This is a genomic window from Plantibacter flavus, assembly GCF_002024505.1.
Taxonomy (GTDB): Bacteria; Actinomycetota; Actinomycetes; order Actinomycetales; family Microbacteriaceae; genus Plantibacter; species Plantibacter flavus_A.
The window spans coordinates 3,287,284-3,305,118 of sequence record NZ_CP019402.1; the positions used below are offsets into that span (position 1 = coordinate 3,287,284).

At 66.7% G+C, this 17,835-nt stretch carries 16 protein-coding genes; 10 read left to right on the plus strand and 6 right to left on the minus strand.

Annotated features, from left to right (window positions below; translation table 11 throughout):
* Positions 1-104 precede the first annotated feature (104 nt).
* Positions 105-1,967: a glycoside hydrolase family 2 protein gene (locus BWO91_RS15100; RefSeq protein WP_079003153.1), complete on the plus strand. Its 1,863-nt coding sequence runs from the start codon at positions 105-107 to the stop codon at positions 1,965-1,967.
* 54 nt (positions 1,968-2,021) lie between these two features.
* On the opposite strand, the gene BWO91_RS15105 is transcribed toward BWO91_RS15100, so the two are convergent.
* Positions 2,022-2,882 carry a CPBP family intramembrane glutamic endopeptidase gene (locus BWO91_RS15105; protein WP_079003154.1) on the minus strand — a complete coding sequence of 287 codons (861 nt, stop codon included), beginning with the start codon at positions 2,880-2,882 and terminating at the stop codon, positions 2,022-2,024.
* Complete coding sequence (locus tag BWO91_RS15110; protein WP_079003155.1) at positions 2,879-3,313, minus strand: hypothetical protein; 435 nt, start codon at positions 3,311-3,313, stop codon at positions 2,879-2,881. The genes BWO91_RS15105 and BWO91_RS15110 overlap by 4 nt, the downstream gene beginning before the upstream one ends.
* 481 nt (positions 3,314-3,794) lie before the next feature.
* On the opposite strand from BWO91_RS15110, the gene BWO91_RS15115 reads away from it, so the two are divergent.
* Positions 3,795-3,974, plus strand: coding sequence for a hypothetical protein (locus BWO91_RS15115; RefSeq protein WP_064296076.1), 180 nt, complete (start codon positions 3,795-3,797; stop codon positions 3,972-3,974).
* 74 nt (positions 3,975-4,048) lie between these two features.
* Here BWO91_RS15115 and BWO91_RS15120 read toward each other — a convergent pair whose 3' ends face one another.
* The 3 genes from BWO91_RS15120 to BWO91_RS15130 form a co-directional block, all read right to left on the minus strand.
* Positions 4,049-4,591 (minus strand): hypothetical protein, encoded by a 543-nt coding sequence (locus tag BWO91_RS15120; RefSeq protein ID WP_079003156.1) that lies wholly within the window; start codon positions 4,589-4,591, stop codon positions 4,049-4,051.
* A 142-nt stretch (positions 4,592-4,733) separates the two neighbouring features.
* On the minus strand, positions 4,734-6,419 hold the full coding sequence (locus BWO91_RS15125) for a DUF4012 domain-containing protein (RefSeq protein ID WP_167620510.1): 1,686 nt from the start codon (positions 6,417-6,419) through the stop codon (positions 4,734-4,736).
* Positions 6,420-6,643: 224 nt separating this feature from the next.
* Positions 6,644-7,387: a CPBP family intramembrane glutamic endopeptidase gene (locus BWO91_RS15130; protein WP_079003158.1), complete on the minus strand. Its 744-nt coding sequence runs from the start codon at positions 7,385-7,387 to the stop codon at positions 6,644-6,646.
* 154 nt (positions 7,388-7,541) lie between these two features.
* On the opposite strand from BWO91_RS15130, the gene BWO91_RS15135 reads away from it, so the two are divergent.
* From BWO91_RS15135 to BWO91_RS15170, 8 genes are all read left to right on the plus strand, one after another.
* Positions 7,542-8,924 carry a polysaccharide biosynthesis tyrosine autokinase gene (locus BWO91_RS15135; protein ID WP_079003159.1) on the plus strand — a complete coding sequence of 461 codons (1,383 nt, stop codon included), beginning with the start codon at positions 7,542-7,544 and terminating at the stop codon, positions 8,922-8,924.
* Positions 8,921-9,520, plus strand: coding sequence for a low molecular weight phosphatase family protein (locus tag BWO91_RS15140; protein ID WP_167620511.1), 600 nt, complete (start codon positions 8,921-8,923; stop codon positions 9,518-9,520). The genes BWO91_RS15135 and BWO91_RS15140 overlap by 4 nt, the downstream gene beginning before the upstream one ends.
* Positions 9,521-9,600: 80 nt before the next feature.
* Positions 9,601-10,503 (plus strand): hypothetical protein, encoded by a 903-nt coding sequence (locus BWO91_RS15145; RefSeq protein WP_079003161.1) that lies wholly within the window; start codon positions 9,601-9,603, stop codon positions 10,501-10,503.
* A gap of 199 nt (positions 10,504-10,702) precedes the next feature.
* Positions 10,703-12,181 (plus strand): sugar transferase, encoded by a 1,479-nt coding sequence (locus BWO91_RS15150; protein WP_079003162.1) that lies wholly within the window; start codon positions 10,703-10,705, stop codon positions 12,179-12,181.
* Positions 12,181-13,326: a glycosyltransferase gene (locus tag BWO91_RS15155; protein ID WP_079003163.1), complete on the plus strand. Its 1,146-nt coding sequence runs from the start codon at positions 12,181-12,183 to the stop codon at positions 13,324-13,326. Before BWO91_RS15150 ends, BWO91_RS15155 begins: the two co-directional genes overlap by 1 nt.
* The gene (locus BWO91_RS15160; protein ID WP_079003164.1) at positions 13,323-14,273 is read left to right on the plus strand and encodes a glycosyltransferase family 4 protein; all 951 of its coding nucleotides are present in this window, start codon (positions 13,323-13,325) and stop codon (positions 14,271-14,273) included. Before BWO91_RS15155 ends, BWO91_RS15160 begins: the two co-directional genes overlap by 4 nt.
* Complete coding sequence (locus BWO91_RS15165; protein ID WP_079003165.1) at positions 14,273-15,169, plus strand: glycosyltransferase family 2 protein; 897 nt, start codon at positions 14,273-14,275, stop codon at positions 15,167-15,169. Before BWO91_RS15160 ends, BWO91_RS15165 begins: the two co-directional genes overlap by 1 nt.
* On the plus strand, positions 15,166-16,269 hold the full coding sequence (locus BWO91_RS15170) for a glycosyltransferase family 4 protein (protein ID WP_079003166.1): 1,104 nt from the start codon (positions 15,166-15,168) through the stop codon (positions 16,267-16,269). Before BWO91_RS15165 ends, BWO91_RS15170 begins: the two co-directional genes overlap by 4 nt.
* Positions 16,270-16,344: 75 nt before the next feature.
* On the opposite strand, the gene BWO91_RS15175 is transcribed toward BWO91_RS15170, so the two are convergent.
* On the minus strand, positions 16,345-17,709 hold the full coding sequence (locus tag BWO91_RS15175) for a hypothetical protein (protein ID WP_153303510.1): 1,365 nt from the start codon (positions 17,707-17,709) through the stop codon (positions 16,345-16,347).
* Positions 17,710-17,835: the final 126 nt, after the last annotated feature.

Below are 17,835 nucleotides of genomic sequence, written 5' to 3' on the forward strand. Positions count from 1 at the left end.
CTTGTCGAAGGGCCACCCCGGTCCCTAAGCAACCTCCCCGGTTCCTGAGCCTGTCGAAGGGCCGACGACACCTCCACCCACCACCACGCATCGGAACGACATCCATGACGCACCCTCTCCGCTTCCCCGCCCCGCTGCCGACCGGCCGCGCCGACACCGCGCCGCAGCCGCGCCCGGAGTACCCCCGGCCGCAGCTCGTCCGTGACGGCTGGATCAATCTCAACGGCCTGTGGGAGTTCGAGATCGACGCCGGCGACAGCGGGCTCGAGCGCGGGCTCCTCGGCCGCGAACTGACCGACCGCATCCTCGTCCCGTTCGCGCCGGAGTCGGCCGCATCGGGCGTCGAGCACACGGACTTCATGGAGGCCGTCTGGTACCGCACGCGGTTCACGGTGCCATCGACGTGGCAGGGGAAGCACGGTGTGCTGCACTTCGGTGCCGTCGACCACGATACGACCGTGTGGGTGGACGGGGTCGAGGCGATGCGGCATCGGGGTGGCTTCACGCCGATCCGGGTGCCGCTCGGTGCGGTCGAGCCGGGGCAGGAACTCGAGATCGTGGTGCGCGCCCGCGACACCCGTCACGAGCCGAAGGCCGGTGGGAAGCAGGCGACCTGGTACGGCAACACCGACTGCTACTACACCCGAACGACCGGGATCTGGCAGACGGTCTGGGTGGAGGCCGTCGACGAGCTGCACCTGCGTCGGTTCACCGTGGTCCCCGATGCGGACGCCGGGCGGTTCGACTGCACGCTCGTCCCGAGTCGGAACGCCGCCGGCTCGACCGCGACGGTGACCCTGTCCGCGGACGGAGTCGTCGTTTCGAGCGAGACCGCACAGCTCGGGTCGACGATGTCGCCGTCGGTGCGGCTCGAGGTCCCGGCGGACCAGCAGCGGCTCTGGAGTCCCGCCGACCCGTTCCTCTACACCCTCGACATCGAGATCCGCGATGGTGCGGGCGACGTCACCGACCGCGTCTCGAGCTACGCGGGGCTGCGGAGTGTCGCGATCGACGGCACCGCGGTGCTGATCAACGGCGAGCACGTCTTCCAGCGGCTCGTGCTCGACCAGGGGTACTGGCCGTCCTCGCTCATGACCGCGCCGGACGATGACGCGCTCGTGGCCGACATCACGCTCGGTCTGGACGCCGGGTTCAACGGTGCGCGGCTCCACCAGAAGGTGTTCGAGGAGCGGTACCTCTATCACGCGGACCGGCTCGGGTATCTGGTGTGGGGCGAGTTCGGCGACTGGGGGGTGTCGGGTGCCGGCACGGTCGGTCACAACCAGGGCCCGACGGCTTCCTTCATCACGCAGTGGGTCGAGGCCTTGGAGCGCGACGTCAACCATCCCTCGATCATCGGCTGGTGCCCGTTGAACGAGACGCACCAGACGCTGCACGACCGGGTGACCGTCCTCGACGACGTCACGCGGGGCATGTTCCTCGCGACGAAGCTCATCGACCCGAGTCGGCCGGTGATCGACGCCTCGGGCTACGCGCACCGGGTGCGGGAGACCGACGTGTGGGACGCGCACTCCTACGAACAGGACCCGGCGGCGTTCGCTGTGGAGCAGGCTGGGATCGCGGACGGAGAGCCGTTCACGAACCTCGAGGACGGACGCACCATCTCCCTGGCGTACGAGGGGCAGCCGTTCTTCGTGTCGGAGTTCGGCGGCATCTGGTGGAACGCGGAGCTCGCGGCGGCGGACACCGGTGGTGACTCCTGGGGCTATGGTGCGCGGGTGGCGTCGGTCGAGGAGTTCCACGAGCGCTTCGCGGGGCTCGTCCGCGTGCTGACCGACGACGAGAACATGTTCGGCTACTGCTACACGCAGCTCACCGACACGTTCCAGGAGCAGAACGGCATCTACGACTTCGACCGCAGGCCGAAGTTCGACCTCGCCCGCGTGCGTGCGGTGCTCGCGGCCGACGCCGCCTACGAACGCCGAGTCCGCCCCTCCGCCTCCTGACCGCGCGGTCCCTGAGCCCCGCCCTTCGACAGGCTCAGGGACCGATGGCGCCGATCAACCAGCGGTGCGCCCCAGCATCACCAGAACCGTGATCCCGTTGAAGAACACATGCGTCCAGATGCCCGGTCCGAGGCGTCGGGTTGCCGCGGCGTAGACACCGTTGACCGTGCCGAGCACGAAGATGGTGAGGCCGAGGGCAACCATTGTGGGCGGACTGCCCCAGCCCTCGTAGAGGTGGACGACGGCGAAGATGAGCGCACTCGCCCCGACCGAGACGACCGCCGCCGCGCGGCGACGTGCGGTGGAGGGTGTCGACGACGCGCCGCGGCGCACGCCTCCGACCGCGCGTCCGCGGAGGATCGAGTTCCGGAAGCCGCGCAGGAGCAGTCCGCGGAACAGAAGCTCCTCGCAGAAGGGCGCGACGATCGCGGCGGCGAAGACGGTGTTCAGGAGCACCCACAGGAGTTCGGGTGAGGGTGCCGCGATGTTCGACTTCGGCGCTTCACCGGAGACGGCGGTCACGAACTCGGTGACGATCGCGCCGATCATCTGGATACCGATCGCTGAACCCAGGCCGATGAACACGTCGAACCAGCGGAAGCGGAGGCCGAAGTCCTTCACCCACGAACCGCTCCCGCGGTTGCGGCACACGACCGCCAGGGCGACGAGGATCCCGCCGTCGAAGATGACCCACTGGAGCATCCGGCCGATGTCCCCGGACAGGATTCCGAAGGCGCGGGCGAGCTCGACGACGACGAGCAACCCGATGATCGCGATGAAGGTCACGATCGCGGTCGGCGTCCCCCACCGGGTGTCCGGTGCGGGGGCGTACGGCAGGCGGGCCTCGGCGCGCCTGGCTTCGGCTCGTTCCTGACGGGATCCCGGGCGCGGCGAGGTCGAGGTCGGACCGGTCATCGCTTGTTCGCGGCGATGTAGGCGCGTGCCGCCGGCACGTACATCTGGACGATGGCGACGACGGTCACGACGACGAAGATGAAGGCGAGCGGGTTCAGGGCGATCATCCCGACGATGGAACCGAGGACGGAGAGGACGCCGAGCACCGTGAGCACCACTCGCGCCCAGTTGCGGCCGCGGAGGAGGAAGAAGGCGAACAGCACATGGAGTGCGCCGACGATGAACGCTCCGACGGCCGTCGAGATGACGAGCACGCCCGCGGAGAGCGCCCCTCCGGTGGACGCTTGCTCGGAGGTGGCCTGCGCGAGCGTGCCGGCTGACAGGGCCGTCGTGATCCCCGAGATCACGGAGAGGATCGCGGACACGACCCACAGCCAGAACGAGATGACGATGGGCTTCGGCGCGGTCGTGGCGGCGGAGGACGTGGGCATGATGCTCGTTTCGTTCCTGGAGGATCCGACGGCCGGACCCAGGCTGCTGGAACTGTATTGCCCGTCACCTGTCCCCCGGAAGGGAGGTATATCCCGACCTATCCGTTTTCCGCAAGAAGCGTCGGTTCGCCCGGTCCCCGAGCCCCCTCCTTCCTGTCCCTGAGCCCCCTTCCTCCGGTCCCTGACCCCCCCCTTCCTCCGGTCCCTGAGCCCCCTCCCTCCGGTGCCCGAGCCCCCTCCCTCCGGTCCCCGAGCCTTCTTCCGGTCCCTGAGCCCCTTCTTCCGGTCCCTGAGCCTGTCGAAGGGCCCGATCCGCGAGCACCCCACCCGGTCCCGGGGCAACCCCACCGGTCCCGGAGCAACCCCACCGGCCACTAAGCAACCCCACCGGTCCCTGAGCTTGTCGAAGGGTCAGAACCTCCGCCCGGACCCCCTGTCAAGCCCGCTCACCCGCGCCGCCCTACCTCTTAACGTGTTCCCCATGACGAACGACACGAACGACACCGACCAGAACAGCAGCGAGGGAACGCCGAAGCCGGGCGGCCTGGGCGAGAACCAGACCATCCCCAACAGCGAGGACGGCCTCGCGGTCGGCCACGACCCCGACGCCTCGAACTTCAACCAGGAGGAAGACCCCGACCACCCGAGCGACGACGCGTAGGGCTCGGACACAAACAAGAACGGCCGGTGCAGATGCACCGGCCGTTCTTATTGACCCGAAGGTCGAGAAACTTGTTACGCTGCGACGCCTGCGCGCTGGCGGCGGATCATCACGAAGACCGCGATGAGCGCTGCGCCGAGGACGACTGCGCCGGCAGCACCCCACACGAGGAACGCCGGGGTGTTGAAACCGGTGTCGGCGAGGCCGCCGTTGCCGGAGCCGCCACCTGCAGCAGCAGCCTTCACCGTGACGGTGGTGGTGCCGATGATCTGCGAGGAGAGGCCGGTGCCGGTGACCGTGTAGGTGCCGGTCGCGTTCGTGGGCAGCGTGACGGTCAGGGAGACCGAGCCGGTCGCCGAGGCGGTCTTCACGAGCGTCTTGGTGTCGACGGCGGCGAGCGTGGCGCCGGTCGCGTTCTCACCGGTCAGGGCGAGCGAGACGTCCTCGTTCGGCTGGAAGGCACCGTCCGTGAAGGTCACGACGAAGGTGCCGCCGGGAGCAACGTCGCCGGTGACGACGATGTCGGCGCCGGGAACGTACGAAGCGTTCGCGGCGACCGGAGCGATGAACAGGCCAGCGAGGGCCAGCGCGAAGACCGCGGTGATTTTCTTGAGCATGTGGGTTCCCCTTGGAGACTGGTCGTTGATCAGTGCAGTACTGGCATAGCTGTAGCTACCGTCACAACCAGCGGTGTTGCGACGAAGAATATTGCGCCGGCGCTGATACCCCCCGAAAACGGCTCAAACCCGACAACACGCATCACTGTACGGCAAATTTGCAGGTAAGCGCCAGTTGTTGTGTTTCAGAAAGATGAAGTTTGGGGGTCGAAACGACAAAAGGTTGCTTCGACACGCCGGATGTCGACACCGCCACGTCGATCGTCGTGCTTTCACCAGGCGCCAGTTCGAGTCTGAACTGCGAGAGCGGGAAGTCACCGTCGAGTGCTGGCTGGACTGGAAGATCCGCACCATCACGCTGGATTCCCTCGGTGTACGACCCTGGAGGAGAGTAGACCGCGACCTTGAAGTTGAAATTGCCAGGCGTGACGCCGTATATCCCAGCACCGGTGATGTAGTCACTCAGCGACGTTGCGGCGTCGGCCGGAGCCGTGTTCGTAATCTTCAGACGCAAACCCAAGACCTGTCCTCCGGCACCACACTGTGCTATGCCGCTCTGGGTCTCCACATCGAGGTAGTAGCCCATCTTGCTGCCGGTCGTGTCGTTGATGTACACGCCGAAGGCGTCGGCCCGCTGCTCCTCCGTCGGGAGCATGTCCGTCAACGTGGTGCCGGCCAGGAGCACTTGTTCCGCGTCAGCGGCGTTCCACACCAGGACACGTCGCTCGTCGCCCGACTTGGCGAGTGCCGCCACCAGCTTCGTGGCATCGAAGTTGCCGGTTGAGATGCGGTCGAAGACCGCCGCAGAAGCTGCCGCGAAGAAGGCATCCTGCTCTGCCCCGGCCGGGTAGCGCTGGTACACCTGATTCAACAACAGATCCGCGGCGTTCTCGGTCGTGAGCTGATCACCCGAGGGGAGGTCGATCGGTCCCGTCGCTGCGAGCAGGTATCCCAGGGCGACCGGGTCGATGCTGAGCACGCCATCGACGCGGGTCCCGAACCGTTGTAACCACATCTCCGAGGCAAGCTCGGCGGACACGTCGAACCGCGGCGTCAACGTCACGTCCTGGATGAAGCGCCCAGTGATGTTGCCGTAGATGCCTGCGGTCTCCGTCGACAGCGGCAGGACCGGTTCTGGAAAACGCGGGAAATCACCTGATGTCGCCTGCTGTAGGAGCGAGATGCGGCCCCCGTCCGTGCCGATCAGGGCCAGAGCACCCGGATTGCCTCCGCTCGCGCGCGGCTCGGCCGGGTTCTGGAACATGATCAGGTAATTGCGGGGCCCGTCGGCGCCGAGCATCGTCGGCAGCAGATCGATCGCGCGCCGTGCCGCATCGACCGTGTCGGCGGTCTCGGTGAGGACCGGTCCGAGCTGGTCGACCGCCGACGACACCTGGCTGATGAGGCGGGACTGGTCGATTCCTCGGACGCGCTTGGCCGCGCCCTCGAGAGCATCGTCGGCAGAGCGGAGGTCCTGCTGAGCATCGATCATCGGCTGCAGCGGTACCGCACCGTCGACAGGTTTGAACAGGTCGGGGCGAAGCGATCCGGAGAGGTTCACCAGCGGAGCGATCGCTCCGACGGCGACCTCGTCGGTCGCGCCTGCCAAGTTCCGGACGGCTGCGAGGTTCGGTCCGATCCACGGCACGATCTCGGCGGCACGCCAGATCGGGTCGCTCGTCAGTGCAGCAGCCTCGCGGGCGTGGGCTGCGAGCTCACGAGCGGTCTTACCTGCAGCAGCTGCGTCTCCGCCGAGCACTTGCTCGCGGACCTGTTGGGCAAGGGGCACTGCCGCTTCCAGTTCCCCCTTGGCGAGGAGTGCGCGCACACCGATCCACGCGACAGCCGCCAACAACAGGACGAGTACTCCGGAGACGATGAGCGCGGTCCTGCGGCGCCGAGAACGCAGTCGCTCGGGGTTCGCGTTCTCCCGTCGTCGGGCACGGGAGCGCGCGGTCGTGCTCCGCCGACTTCCGGACCCTTTGGAGGAGGTTCGCGATGGGCCTGAGGAAGACGAGCGACGTTTGTCGGATTCGGGTGCCGGCATGGGGGTTATTCAATCACGACGCCGGTGCCACCGGTTACGGCGGACAGACCGAGCGCGAGGATCGACGCGTTGAACACGACATGCGCGACGATCGCGGGCCCCAGCCGGCCGGTCAGAACGGCGAGGCTTCCCGCGCCCAGTCCGACGAGCAGGGTTCCGACCCCGACGACGACCACTTGGGCGGCGGTGGTGACGGCGAGGAGGTGCAAGATCGCAAAGAGCAATGCGCTGATCGCGACTGCTGTCCATCGCCCGCCGCGGAGCATCCCGATGATCGACGGGAGGACAAGCCCGCGGAAGAAGGTCTCCTCGATCACCGGCGCGATGAGGATCACCGAGAGCAACGCGACGACGACGTACACCACCTCGTCTGCGGTCGCGAGGGGCACGGCGTTCCCAGCGGTGGCGGGAAGCCCGCCGTAACAGAGGATCTCGAGCGAGCTCACGACGATCCGCAGAAGGAGGCCCGCCGCAGCACCCCAGAGGAGGTCGATGGGGCGGACGCTCCACCGCACTGCCATCGGAACCGTCGGGCGCAGGCCCGGAACCAGCAGGACGATGAGGAGCGCGACCACCAGGGGAAGCCACACGAGCACGTAGCCACCGAGCGGTGAGAACGGTCCGACGATCCGCACACCACCTGGGAACCCCAGCGCGATCACGACGGTCGCGACGAATCCGATCGTCGCGATGACGAGACGCGCCCGCGTCGTCTGTCGATCGTCGCGCGGCGTGGTCTCGTGTGGCATCGTCACGAGAGCAAACTACGGCAATCGGCCATGCTCATGACACGGACGCTCTGGAACAGGCGTCGGTTTATGGCAGCATGGCTCCCAACGCCCTGTTCGGGGCACGCCTTGGCAGCAGGGTGAACCGCTCTCCTCATCGAACGGAAGCCACCGCGTGGAGCTCACCGACTATCTCCGTGTCCTTCGCAAGTACTGGGTGCTGATCGTCGCGCTCGTGCTCGTCGGCGTTGCCGCAGCCGCTGCCTACTCTCTTGCGAAGACGCCCGAATACAGCTCATCGGCCAAGGTCTTCGTGTCGACACAATCGAGTGACAACGTGTCGGACCTCACGCAGGGGAACACGTACTCGCAACAGCGGGTCAAAACCTACGTCAACCTCGTGAGCACACCGATCGTGCTCCAGCCGGTCATCGCCGCGCTCGAACTCAACATCACCGCCGGCCAGCTCGGTGGGCAAGTGTCCGCTGTAGCCACGCCCGACACCACGATCATCCAGATCACCGCGACGAGCGAGGACCCCGTACTCGCCGCCGAGCTTGCGAACACCACCGCTGAGAGCTTGACCGGGGTCGTCGCGAAGATCGAGAGCACTGACGACGGTGCGACGAGCCCCGTGAAACTGACCCGTGTACAAGAGGCGAACGTGCCAACGACGCCGGGGAGCCCGAACGTGCCCCTCAATCTTGCTCTCGGTGTTCTCGTCGGCCTCGCTCTCGGGGTTGCTTTCGCGGTCCTCCGTGAGACGCTCGACACCCGCATTCGGAACGAGCGCGACATCGAGGGCCTCACCGAGATCCCGATCATGGGCGGCATCGCCTTCGACCCGAAGGCGAAGCAGCGCCCGCTGATCGTCCAAGCCGACCCGAAGAGTCCGCGCGCCGAATCGTTCCGCAGCCTCCGAACGAACCTCCAGTTCCTCGACGTCAGTGACCAACCCCGCAGCTACGTCGTCACCTCCTCGATCCAGAGCGAGGGGAAGAGCACGACAGCGGCGAACCTCGCAATCGCCCTCGCCGATGCCGGTCACCGCGTCATCATCATCGACGCCGACCTTCGTCGGCCGAAGCTCGCCACCTATTTCGACCTTGAAGGAGCCGTCGGTTTGAGCGACGTCCTCATCCGTCGCGCGACGCTCGAGGACACCATGCAGCCGTGGGGCCGCGGCGCGCTCACCGTCCTCCCCGCTGGCGCGATCCCGCCGAACCCGAGCGAGTTGCTCGGCTCCAGCGTGATGCAGAAACTCATCTCCGGTCTCGAGAAGCAGTTCGACTACGTGCTCATCGACGCACCGCCGCTCCTGCCCGTCACGGATGGTGCCCTGCTGGCCCGCCACACGGGCGGCGCATTGGTCGTCGTCGCTGCCGGGCGGACCCACAAGAACCAGCTGAAGGGCGCCCTTGAAGCGCTCGTCCACGTGAACGCCTCGGTCGCCGGTCTCGTCATGACCATGGTCCCGACCAAGGGCCCAGACGCTTACGGATACGCACGCTACGGCTATGGTGCCGGCTACGGCTACACCGAGGACGTGAAGGCGTGACCGACGCCACGGCGGCGGCTACACGTCCGTTCTCGGTGCTGTTCGTCTGCACTGGGAACATCTGCCGGTCGGCGCTCGGTGCGCAGCTCCTGAAGGCTCGGCTCGATGCCGCAGGCGTTACCGCAGGTGGCCATCTGATCCGCGTGTCAAGCGCCGGGACGGGCATGCAGCCCGAACTCGTCATGCCACCGGAAGTCGTCGAGCAGTCGCGTCGGTTCGGCGGAGACCCGAGCGGCCACGTCCCGCGACAGTTGAACCGAGACATCGTCGCCGATGCGGACCTGATCCTCACCGCGACGCGTGAGCACCGGAGCGATGTCGCCCGTCTCCTCCCCCGTGCCTCGCGAGTGACGTTCACCGTTCCTCAGTTTGCGCGCTTGATCGCGGAGACCGAGCCCGCCGCCGATCTCTGGGAGCTCGTCGCGTCGGCCGCGGCGGAACGCGGCCTGGTACCGCCTCCTGCGAACCCTGAGGACGACGACATCGAAGACCCGTACCGTCGCAGCTCGGAGACGTACAACCGGGTCGGTGCGCAGATCAATGAGTTCATCGACATCATCGCAAAAAACTTGGACCAGTCGGGCGATCGGCGGTGAGCACGAAGCGCGGACGCTCCACATACCGATCGGCGAACGTCCGGTCGCGGTGGCGCGATTCTCTGAGTTCCAGCCAACGTGTGCTGGTCGTCGTCGGTCTGGTGCTGTTCCTCATCGTCGATGTGATCCTCGTCGGGCTCGCTCTCACAGCGAATAGCGCACCGACGGCTGACCGCACGCCGCGGCCACTCGTCACCTTCAACACGACACCGGAGCCGGAATCCACGCCCGGCGCATCGGCAGAACCGACGGGCGACGCAGCAGCGGACGGCAGGCGCTTCATCACCACGGTCGACGGCCAGACCCTCTGGCGTGCCACTGCGGGCGCCTGCTCTTCGACGCCGGCAGTCGTCGAGCGGAGCGTCGACGCCGGGGCGACCTGGACGCCGCTGGCGACGAACGCATTCGACCTCCGTCAGGTGCTCGCTCTCACGGCCGGCGACGATGGGGAAATCGAGATCATCGGTGCAACCGGTGATGCCTGCGCGGTCGGAGGCTTCTCGTCCTCGGATGCCGGTGACTCTTGGGCACCGGATGCCGCTCTGCCGGGCGAGATCAGCTACCTGACCCCTGATGACGCTGCCGTCGTCGTGGCGGGCCAAGGAGTCGGGCTCCCCTGCCCGACCGTCGACGTCATGAGCGCGACGACCGACAGGACCGTGGCTGCTTGTGCCGCCGTCCTGGCGGAATGGGACCCGACCACCGGGTCGTGGGTCACCACCCCGTACGCCGGTGTGCACGCGCTGGCCTCCGAGGGCGAGCGCCTTATGTTCGTAGCCCGTGGTGTTCCCGGGTGCAACGGCCTGGGCGCGCTGGCGATCAACGGGGTTCCCGCGGCGTTCGCGAGCGCCCCGCTCGTCGGCTGCATCGACGGAGCCGACGCGTCCGCACCAGCCGCTCTCACGATCGCTGGCCAGGGCGCATGGCTCTGGGTCGGCGACCAGCTGTACCGCTCGGCGGACGGCGGCGTCACCTGGGGCTAGGGTTATCCCTACATTTGTCACCAATCCGGGGGTCACCCGCAAAAAGGAGGACAGATGTTGCACATTTTCACCGATAGTCTCAGCAGCAGTCCCGATACATCCCCGTATCGAAGCACCAAGCTCTTCCCTCGTCACCCGTAGTACTTACGTGTTCCACCACGGAGACCGCATGCTGTCGCAGCCTTCCGTGCCGCTGCCAATGACGCCTGCGAGCACTCCCCCCGACCCAGCTCGCGTTGTCGTGCGCGATTGGCGCCGGGTCTACGCCCGGCGCCTCGCGGTCACCGACGCGATCGTCCTCATCTGGATCGTCTTCGGAACCCAACTGTTCTGGTTCGATTTCGATCAGGAGACGACCTCAGTCGGCTTCGACATGACACGCGTCGTCGTGAACTACACCGTCATCTCGATCACCCTCATCGTCGCCTGGCTCGTGACGCTTCGCATCTTCGGCACCCGGGAGTACCGGGTGGTCGGAAGTGGAAACGCGGAGTACCGGCTCATCGCCGACGCGAGTATCCGCTTGTTCGGCATCATCGCGATCATCGCATTCCTCGTGAAGCTCGATCTCGCGCGCGGATACTTCCTGCTGGCCTTCCCCTTGGGGATCCTCGTCCTGCTGCTGTCACGGTGGATGTGGCGCCAGTGGCTGTCCGTGCAGCGCGCCCACGGTCGCTACGCGTCGCTGGTACTGCTCGTGGGATCGGCCGATTCGGCCGAGCACATCGCCAAAGAACTCACCCGCAACACGGACGCCGGTTATCGAGTGGTCGGTGCCTGCGTTCCGACGGGCAAGATCGGCGGAACGCTCGGCGACACGGGCATCCCCGTGTCCGGAACAGTGGACACCGTCCTCGAGGCGCTCGCGGCGACACGGGCCGATACGGTCATCATCACCAGCTCGGACGAGTTGACGCCGGTGCGTGTCCGCGAATTGAGCTGGAGTCTCGAACCGGGGCGCCAGCATCTCATCGTCGCGCCGAGCCTCACCGACGTCGGCGGCCCGCGCATTCACACCCGCCCGGTGGCCGGCCTTCCACTCATCCACGTGGAGACTCCTCGATACGAAGGGCGCAAGCGCTTCTCCAAGCGCGCCTTCGACATCCTCGGCTCCGGCCTCATCCTGCTCGTCGCCTCGCCCATCCTGCTGGTGGTCGCCCTCCTGGTGAAGTTCACCAGCCCCGGACCGGTCCTGTACCGCCAGGAACGCATCGGCCTGAACGGCGAGCCCTTCAACATGCTCAAGTTCCGATCCATGCGGGTGAACGCGGACGCCGAGCTCGCCGCGTTGCTCGCCCAACAGGGCACGAGCGATCGCCCGCTGTTCAAGGTGCAGAACGATCCACGCCTGACCCGCGTCGGCGCCACCCTGCGGAAGTTCTCGCTCGACGAGTTCCCTCAGCTCATCAACGTCTTCCGCGGCGACATGAGCCTCGTCGGCCCGCGTCCGCAGCGCGAGGGCGAGGTCGCGCTCTACGACTCCGCGGCGAAGCGTCGCCTCATCGTGCAGCCCGGCATGACGGGCCTCTGGCAGGTCAGCGGTCGGTCCGCGCTCAGCTGGGAGGACGCGATCCGCCTCGATCTGTACTACGTCGAGAACTGGTCGTTGACAGGCGACGTCATCATCCTCTGGCGCACCATCCGGGCCGTCGTGGCTCCGGGCAAGGAAGCCCACTGATGGCGGGGCTCATCATCCACGAGTGGATCGAGCGGCACGGTGGCTCCGAAAACGTCGTCGATGCGATGGCCGCCGCCTATCCCGACGCCGACATCCACTGCCTGTGGAGTAACGCGCCAGACCGCTTTCCCGGCCACACCGTGAGTGAGTCCTGGATCGCGCGGACACCACTTCGTCGGAGCAAGGCGGCCGCGCTGCCGTTCATGCCGACCACCTGGGCCCGGACCGACGTCTCCGCCGCCGACTTCGTCCTCATCAGCTCGCACGCGTTCGCGCATCACGCCGGCGGACGGCAGGAATCGGACGGCCCGCAGCGCTTCGTCTACGTCCACACGCCTGCTCGATACCTCTGGGCCCCCGAGCTGGACGTCCGTGGCGGCAACCTCGCGGCGCGGGCCCTCGCCCCCGCACTCCGTCGAGTCGACCGCAAGCGCGCGCAGGACGGCGCGACCTTCGCCGCCAACAGCGATTACATCCGCCAGCGGATGGAGCGCTCGTGGGGCGTCGAGGCGGAAGTCATCCACCCGCCGGTCCGTGTCGAGTACCTCCAGAGCGTGCCGTCTTGGGCTGACCGTCTGAGCGCCGAGGACGCGTACCTGTTCTCGACCCTGCCGTCCGAGTACGTCCTCGGTGCCTCCCGCTTCGTCGACTACAAACGGCTCGACGTCGCCATCCGCGCCGGCGAACTCGCCGGCCTGCCGGTCGTGCTCGCGGGCGCTGGTCCGCAGCACGCCGAGCTACAAGCCCTCGCGGATGCCGCGACGGTGCCGGTCATCATCATGACGAGACCGAGCGACGAGCTGCTCTTCGCGCTCTACCAGGCGGCGTCACTCCTCGTGTTCGCGGCCGTCGAGGACTTCGGCATCATGCCCGTCGAGGCGATGGCCCTGGGTACGCCCGCGCTCGTGCTCTCCGAAGGTGGCGCGTCCGAGAGCGTGCTCGCCATCGACGGCGGTGTCGTCGTCGACGCGCTCGACGACGCGACGCTGCGCGAAGCGGTCCAGCGCGCCCTCCTCGTCGACATGGCACCGGCTCAGGAACGCGTCAACGCGCTGTTCGGCTCCGCTGCCTTCGCCACCAAGCTCACGGACTGGGTCGGTCACTCCGCCCGCACAGACGGAACCGATCGGACCCTCGCCTCATGATCCTTGCCGACACCAGGTGGAGCGGCGTCCACGGCATCGGTCGTTACGCGTCCGAAGTGCTCCCGCGGTTGAGCGTCGAGTGGTCGGCGCTCGAGGTCGGCGGCAAGCCGTCCGATCCGCAGGACTTCCTTCGCGTGCGCCGGACACCCGGCGGCGAGACGATCTACTCCCCCGGCTACAACGGCTTCCTCGCGCGCTCGCCACAGGTGGTGACCGTCCACGACCTGATCCATCTGCACCCGACAACGAATCGTCGTGCCGTGTACCTCGCGCACTATTCGGCCGTCCTGCGCCCGATCATCCGCAGGAACCGACTGGTGCTGACCGTGTCTGAGACGTCGAAGCGAGCGATCGAGGAATGGGTCGACGACGATCGCGTCCAGGTCGTCAACGCCGGCAACGGGCTGTCGGAGGCGTTCCACCCGGGTGAGGCCCCGTCCACCGAAGACTCCGCGCCCTACTTCCTCTACGTCGGCAACCTGCGGGCACATAAAAACGTCGACGTGGTGTTCCGCGCCTTAGCTCGCGTTCCCGAAGCGAAGCTCGTCGTCGTCATGAACGACCGTGAGGGCGCCGAGCGTCGTGCGGCGGAACTCGGTGTCGCCGATCGCGTCGAGGTGCGGAGCGGGCTGACGGATCCGGAGCTGGCCGACCTCTACCGGGGCGCAGTCGCCACCGTCTTCCCGTCGCTGGTCGAAGGTTTCGGGCTTCCGGCGGTCGAGAGCATCGCCTGTGGAACCCCGGTGATCTTCTGGAAGGGCTGCGAGTCGATCGCCGAGATCTCGAGCGGACAGGGGATCCCGGTCGGTGACGCGCACGACGACCTGGCCTGGGCCGAAGCCCTCCGCGCAGCACTCGCTGGGCGGCCCCGTGCCACGGCTCCGGCGGCGAGCTACAGCTGGGACCGGACGGCCGAGATCGTCTCGAACGTGCTGCGAGAGCGTTGATGGATCTTCCTGAAGCGGTCTCATCGCCACAACCGTCGATCACCGCTGTCGTCCTGAACTGGCGCGACGCCGTGAATACGACTGCGTGCATCGCCTCGCTCGCACAGGACGGTGGCCTGAACCAGATCGTCATCGTCGACAACGAGGCTGACGGCACGCTTCGGCAAGCGCTCGACACGTCGAACGCTCCGGATCACGTCCTGCTCGAACGGTCGGAGAACGGTGGTTTCTCCGCTGGAGTCAACATCGGTTTGCGCTATGCCCTCGACGCTGGCGCAGACTTCATGCTCGTCATCAACAACGACGCGCGGCTGCACGAGGGGGCTTTGTCCGCGATGCTGGCCGCGGTCGAACGCGATGCGAGTGTGGGGATCGTCGGCCCGGCGATCCTCAACGAGGACGGCTCGCTCCAGGCGCTCGGTCCGAGCATCGGGTTCCCCTTGCGGATCGACGAGACGGCGGGATCGACGAGCCCCGACTTCGTGACCTGGGCGTGCGTCCTGGTCTCCCGACGACTTCTGGAGACGATCGGCCTGCTGGACGAGACCTTCTTCATGTACTGGGAGGACGTGGAGTTCGGCTACCGCGCCCGCGCCGCTGGTTTCGGGATTGCGACCGCACCCGACGCGACCGTCGCTCATGCGGTCTCGTCGTCGCACAGCATCGCCGGCGACCGAGTCCAGCTCTACTCGGCGTATGGACTCGGCCGTATCGCTGCGCGTCAGCGGCACTTCCTCCTGGCGTCCGCCATCCGCGCGACGCTGCGTGTGGGCAAACGCGTCGCCGCAGGCCGATTCCGCTTCGCTGGTGACCTCTGGCTGGCGTATCGAGACGGCCTACGCCAGACGGAACGGCCTGCTTTCGAACGTGTGACGAAGGACGCTTGGCCCCGATGACTCAGAGACCCATCGCCCGGTACTACCGCGGCGCGCGAACGACGCACCTCGAGCGGCTGCACGACAGTGCCCCGGGCGACTTCTTCTATCAGAAACCGATGTACGACTTCGATATGACCCGAGCTCCTGCAGGGGTCCGGGTCGAACAGACCTCATTCCTGCACATCGCGGCGCTGGTTCTCAAAGGCACCTACTCGAAGCTGGAGATCGTCGAACCGTACGCTCCGAGCGCTCTGCCGCAGAACCTGGTTCTCTCGATGGCAGCGCGAATCGGCCGACTGTTCCATCGTCAGCCGACCCAGCTCGTGACCTACGCGATCGAGAATGCCGACCTGCCGAGAAAGGTCGCCGCGAGCACACATCTGCCAGTTGCCGTCACCCGAGCCCTGCTGCGTCTGACGGTCGGATTCTGCTACCGATCGCTGACTCGGGTCGTCTTCGGCACCGCCGACGCGGAGACGAACTACGAAGCCCTCCTTGGCGCCCGGATGAAGCGTCGTCCTCCGGAGACGACCTTGATCTGGGGCCTGCCGACGGCCCACCCGTCCGCACTCACCGTCGACAGCGACGGGCCGGCATCGAAGGTGCTGTTCGTGGGTGCGCTTGACGAGCGGAAGGGTATCCGGCAGCTCATGGACAGCTGGTCGGACGTGTTGGCCGCCGCACCGGACGCCGAACTGCAGATCCTCGGCAAGGGACCGCTTGAAGCGGTGGTGCTCACCTGGGCGGAGACCGCTCCGCGTACGACCGTCATCATCGACCCCACCCGTGACGTCATCTTCGAGGCGCAGCGTCACGCCGACGTGGCCGTCCTGCTGTCGCAACCCTTCACCAACTGGAAGGAGCAGATCGGCCTTCCGATCGTCGAGGGCCTCAGCGTCGGAACCGAGATCGTCGCGAGCACGGAAACCGGCATAGCTGGCTGGCTCGAGAATCACGGGCATCAGGTGCTGGCACCTCACGCTCCGCGAAGCGCCCTAGCGTCCGCAGTCGTCCACGCCCTCCAGTCCCGGCGGGTGCGCTCGGCAGTACTAGCTGACCTTCCTGACATCGACGGCCGGCTTGCCGCCGATCGGTGGTTGTTCATCCCGGCGATCTGATCGCGGCAGGAGACTCGGTTGCATCCGCCGGCCGTCACCTGACATCAAGGTGGCAGGTCTGTGGCGAGGCGAATCTCAGACCGAGGGTGTCCGGGTCACAGCTTGGGACGGGCCTATCGCCCTGGTCGAAGACGTCGACTGCCGCGTTGCCAGCTGCACCTGATCCTCAGCACGGGCCGGGACCGTCACCGCTGCGGCCGCGAGCGCTGCGGGGATGAACCAGGTCGGAAAGAGCATGTAGCTGGAATCGATGCTCGCTCCGATGGCGAGCGTCAACCACACGACCCACATGCCGCTTCGGCGAGAGATGGAACGCGCGATGATGGCGACGAGCAGGATCATCCCGAAGATGCCGATCTGCATCATCATCCCGATGACCCCCTCTGCGGGAGTTCGCCAGGTCGCCATCCCGAAGAAGTACTCGAGCGGTGTCAGCTGCGACAACACCATCGACCAGACATCGCTTCTGCCGGCGCCTCCCGATGCGAGGATGTTGTCAATGGAATACCGCTCGATGAAGCCTGGCTGGATCGTGACCACGGTCATCACGACGCCCACTGCCACGGCGGAGATGGCGAGTTTGCGACTGAGGCTTCCTCCTCGCAGGAACACGACAAGCGTCACGATCGCGGCAGCGAGGATAGCCGTCCTTGAGCCAGAAAGCGCGATCGCCGCGAGCGCCCCCAGGAGGACGACGACGTCTTGCACGCTGGATTGCTTCTTCGCGATCCGCAGCAGTGCGGCTGAGAAGAACACCGCGGCCGCCAGCCCGAAGATATTGCCGTTCTGGTAGGTGGACGGGATCTTCGAGAAGTCGGCGACGGTGCTTGAGTAGATGACGTTGTTCTTCTCCAGGATGTCATCGCCAAGTGCGTAGGACAGGCCGGGAATCGCCGTCTCGACGACTCCACCGACGAACTGGACGAGCGCGTACACGCAGGCAACCAGGAATCCTCGCTCCAAGCTCTTTCGGATGGGCGTCCCGTCACCCTTGAGATGAGTCGTGATGACGAGGAGGACGACGGGGATCGCCGACCAGGCGAGCAACTGGAATGCAGGTGTGAAACCGGCCGGGAGTCCGACTGCGACGACCCGGCACAGGACCCAGACCAGGTAGATCAGCAGCAAGATGTCCATCGTCGGGGCGCGACGCTTCCATCCGAGTGCGATCGTGGCGAGAGCGATGGCGAGGATGAGCCCGAACAAGAACACAGGGAAGGGGAATCCGTCGACCTTGATTCCGGCTTTCGGGAACGCTGCCGTCAAGAAGGCGAGGACGCACGCCGCTTGGAGCGGCTTGAACAGCGCCCACACGATCAGCAGACCAGCCCCAAGGAGCAGCAGGGAGATCACCGGTGAGAGAAAACGAAGGCAGGCAAGCACGAGGACCGCAGTGGCGATAGCACCGCCGATCCCCCAGACCACCCCGCGATTGTTCACGGGTCCAGTATGACTCACCTGACCAGTGGCCCCGGGAGTTCTCTCCGATATCGCGCGCACGAGTGACGCTTCGCAGAATGACAGGCGCTCCGAACGAGCAATGCGACGTTCAATGATGTACCCCGT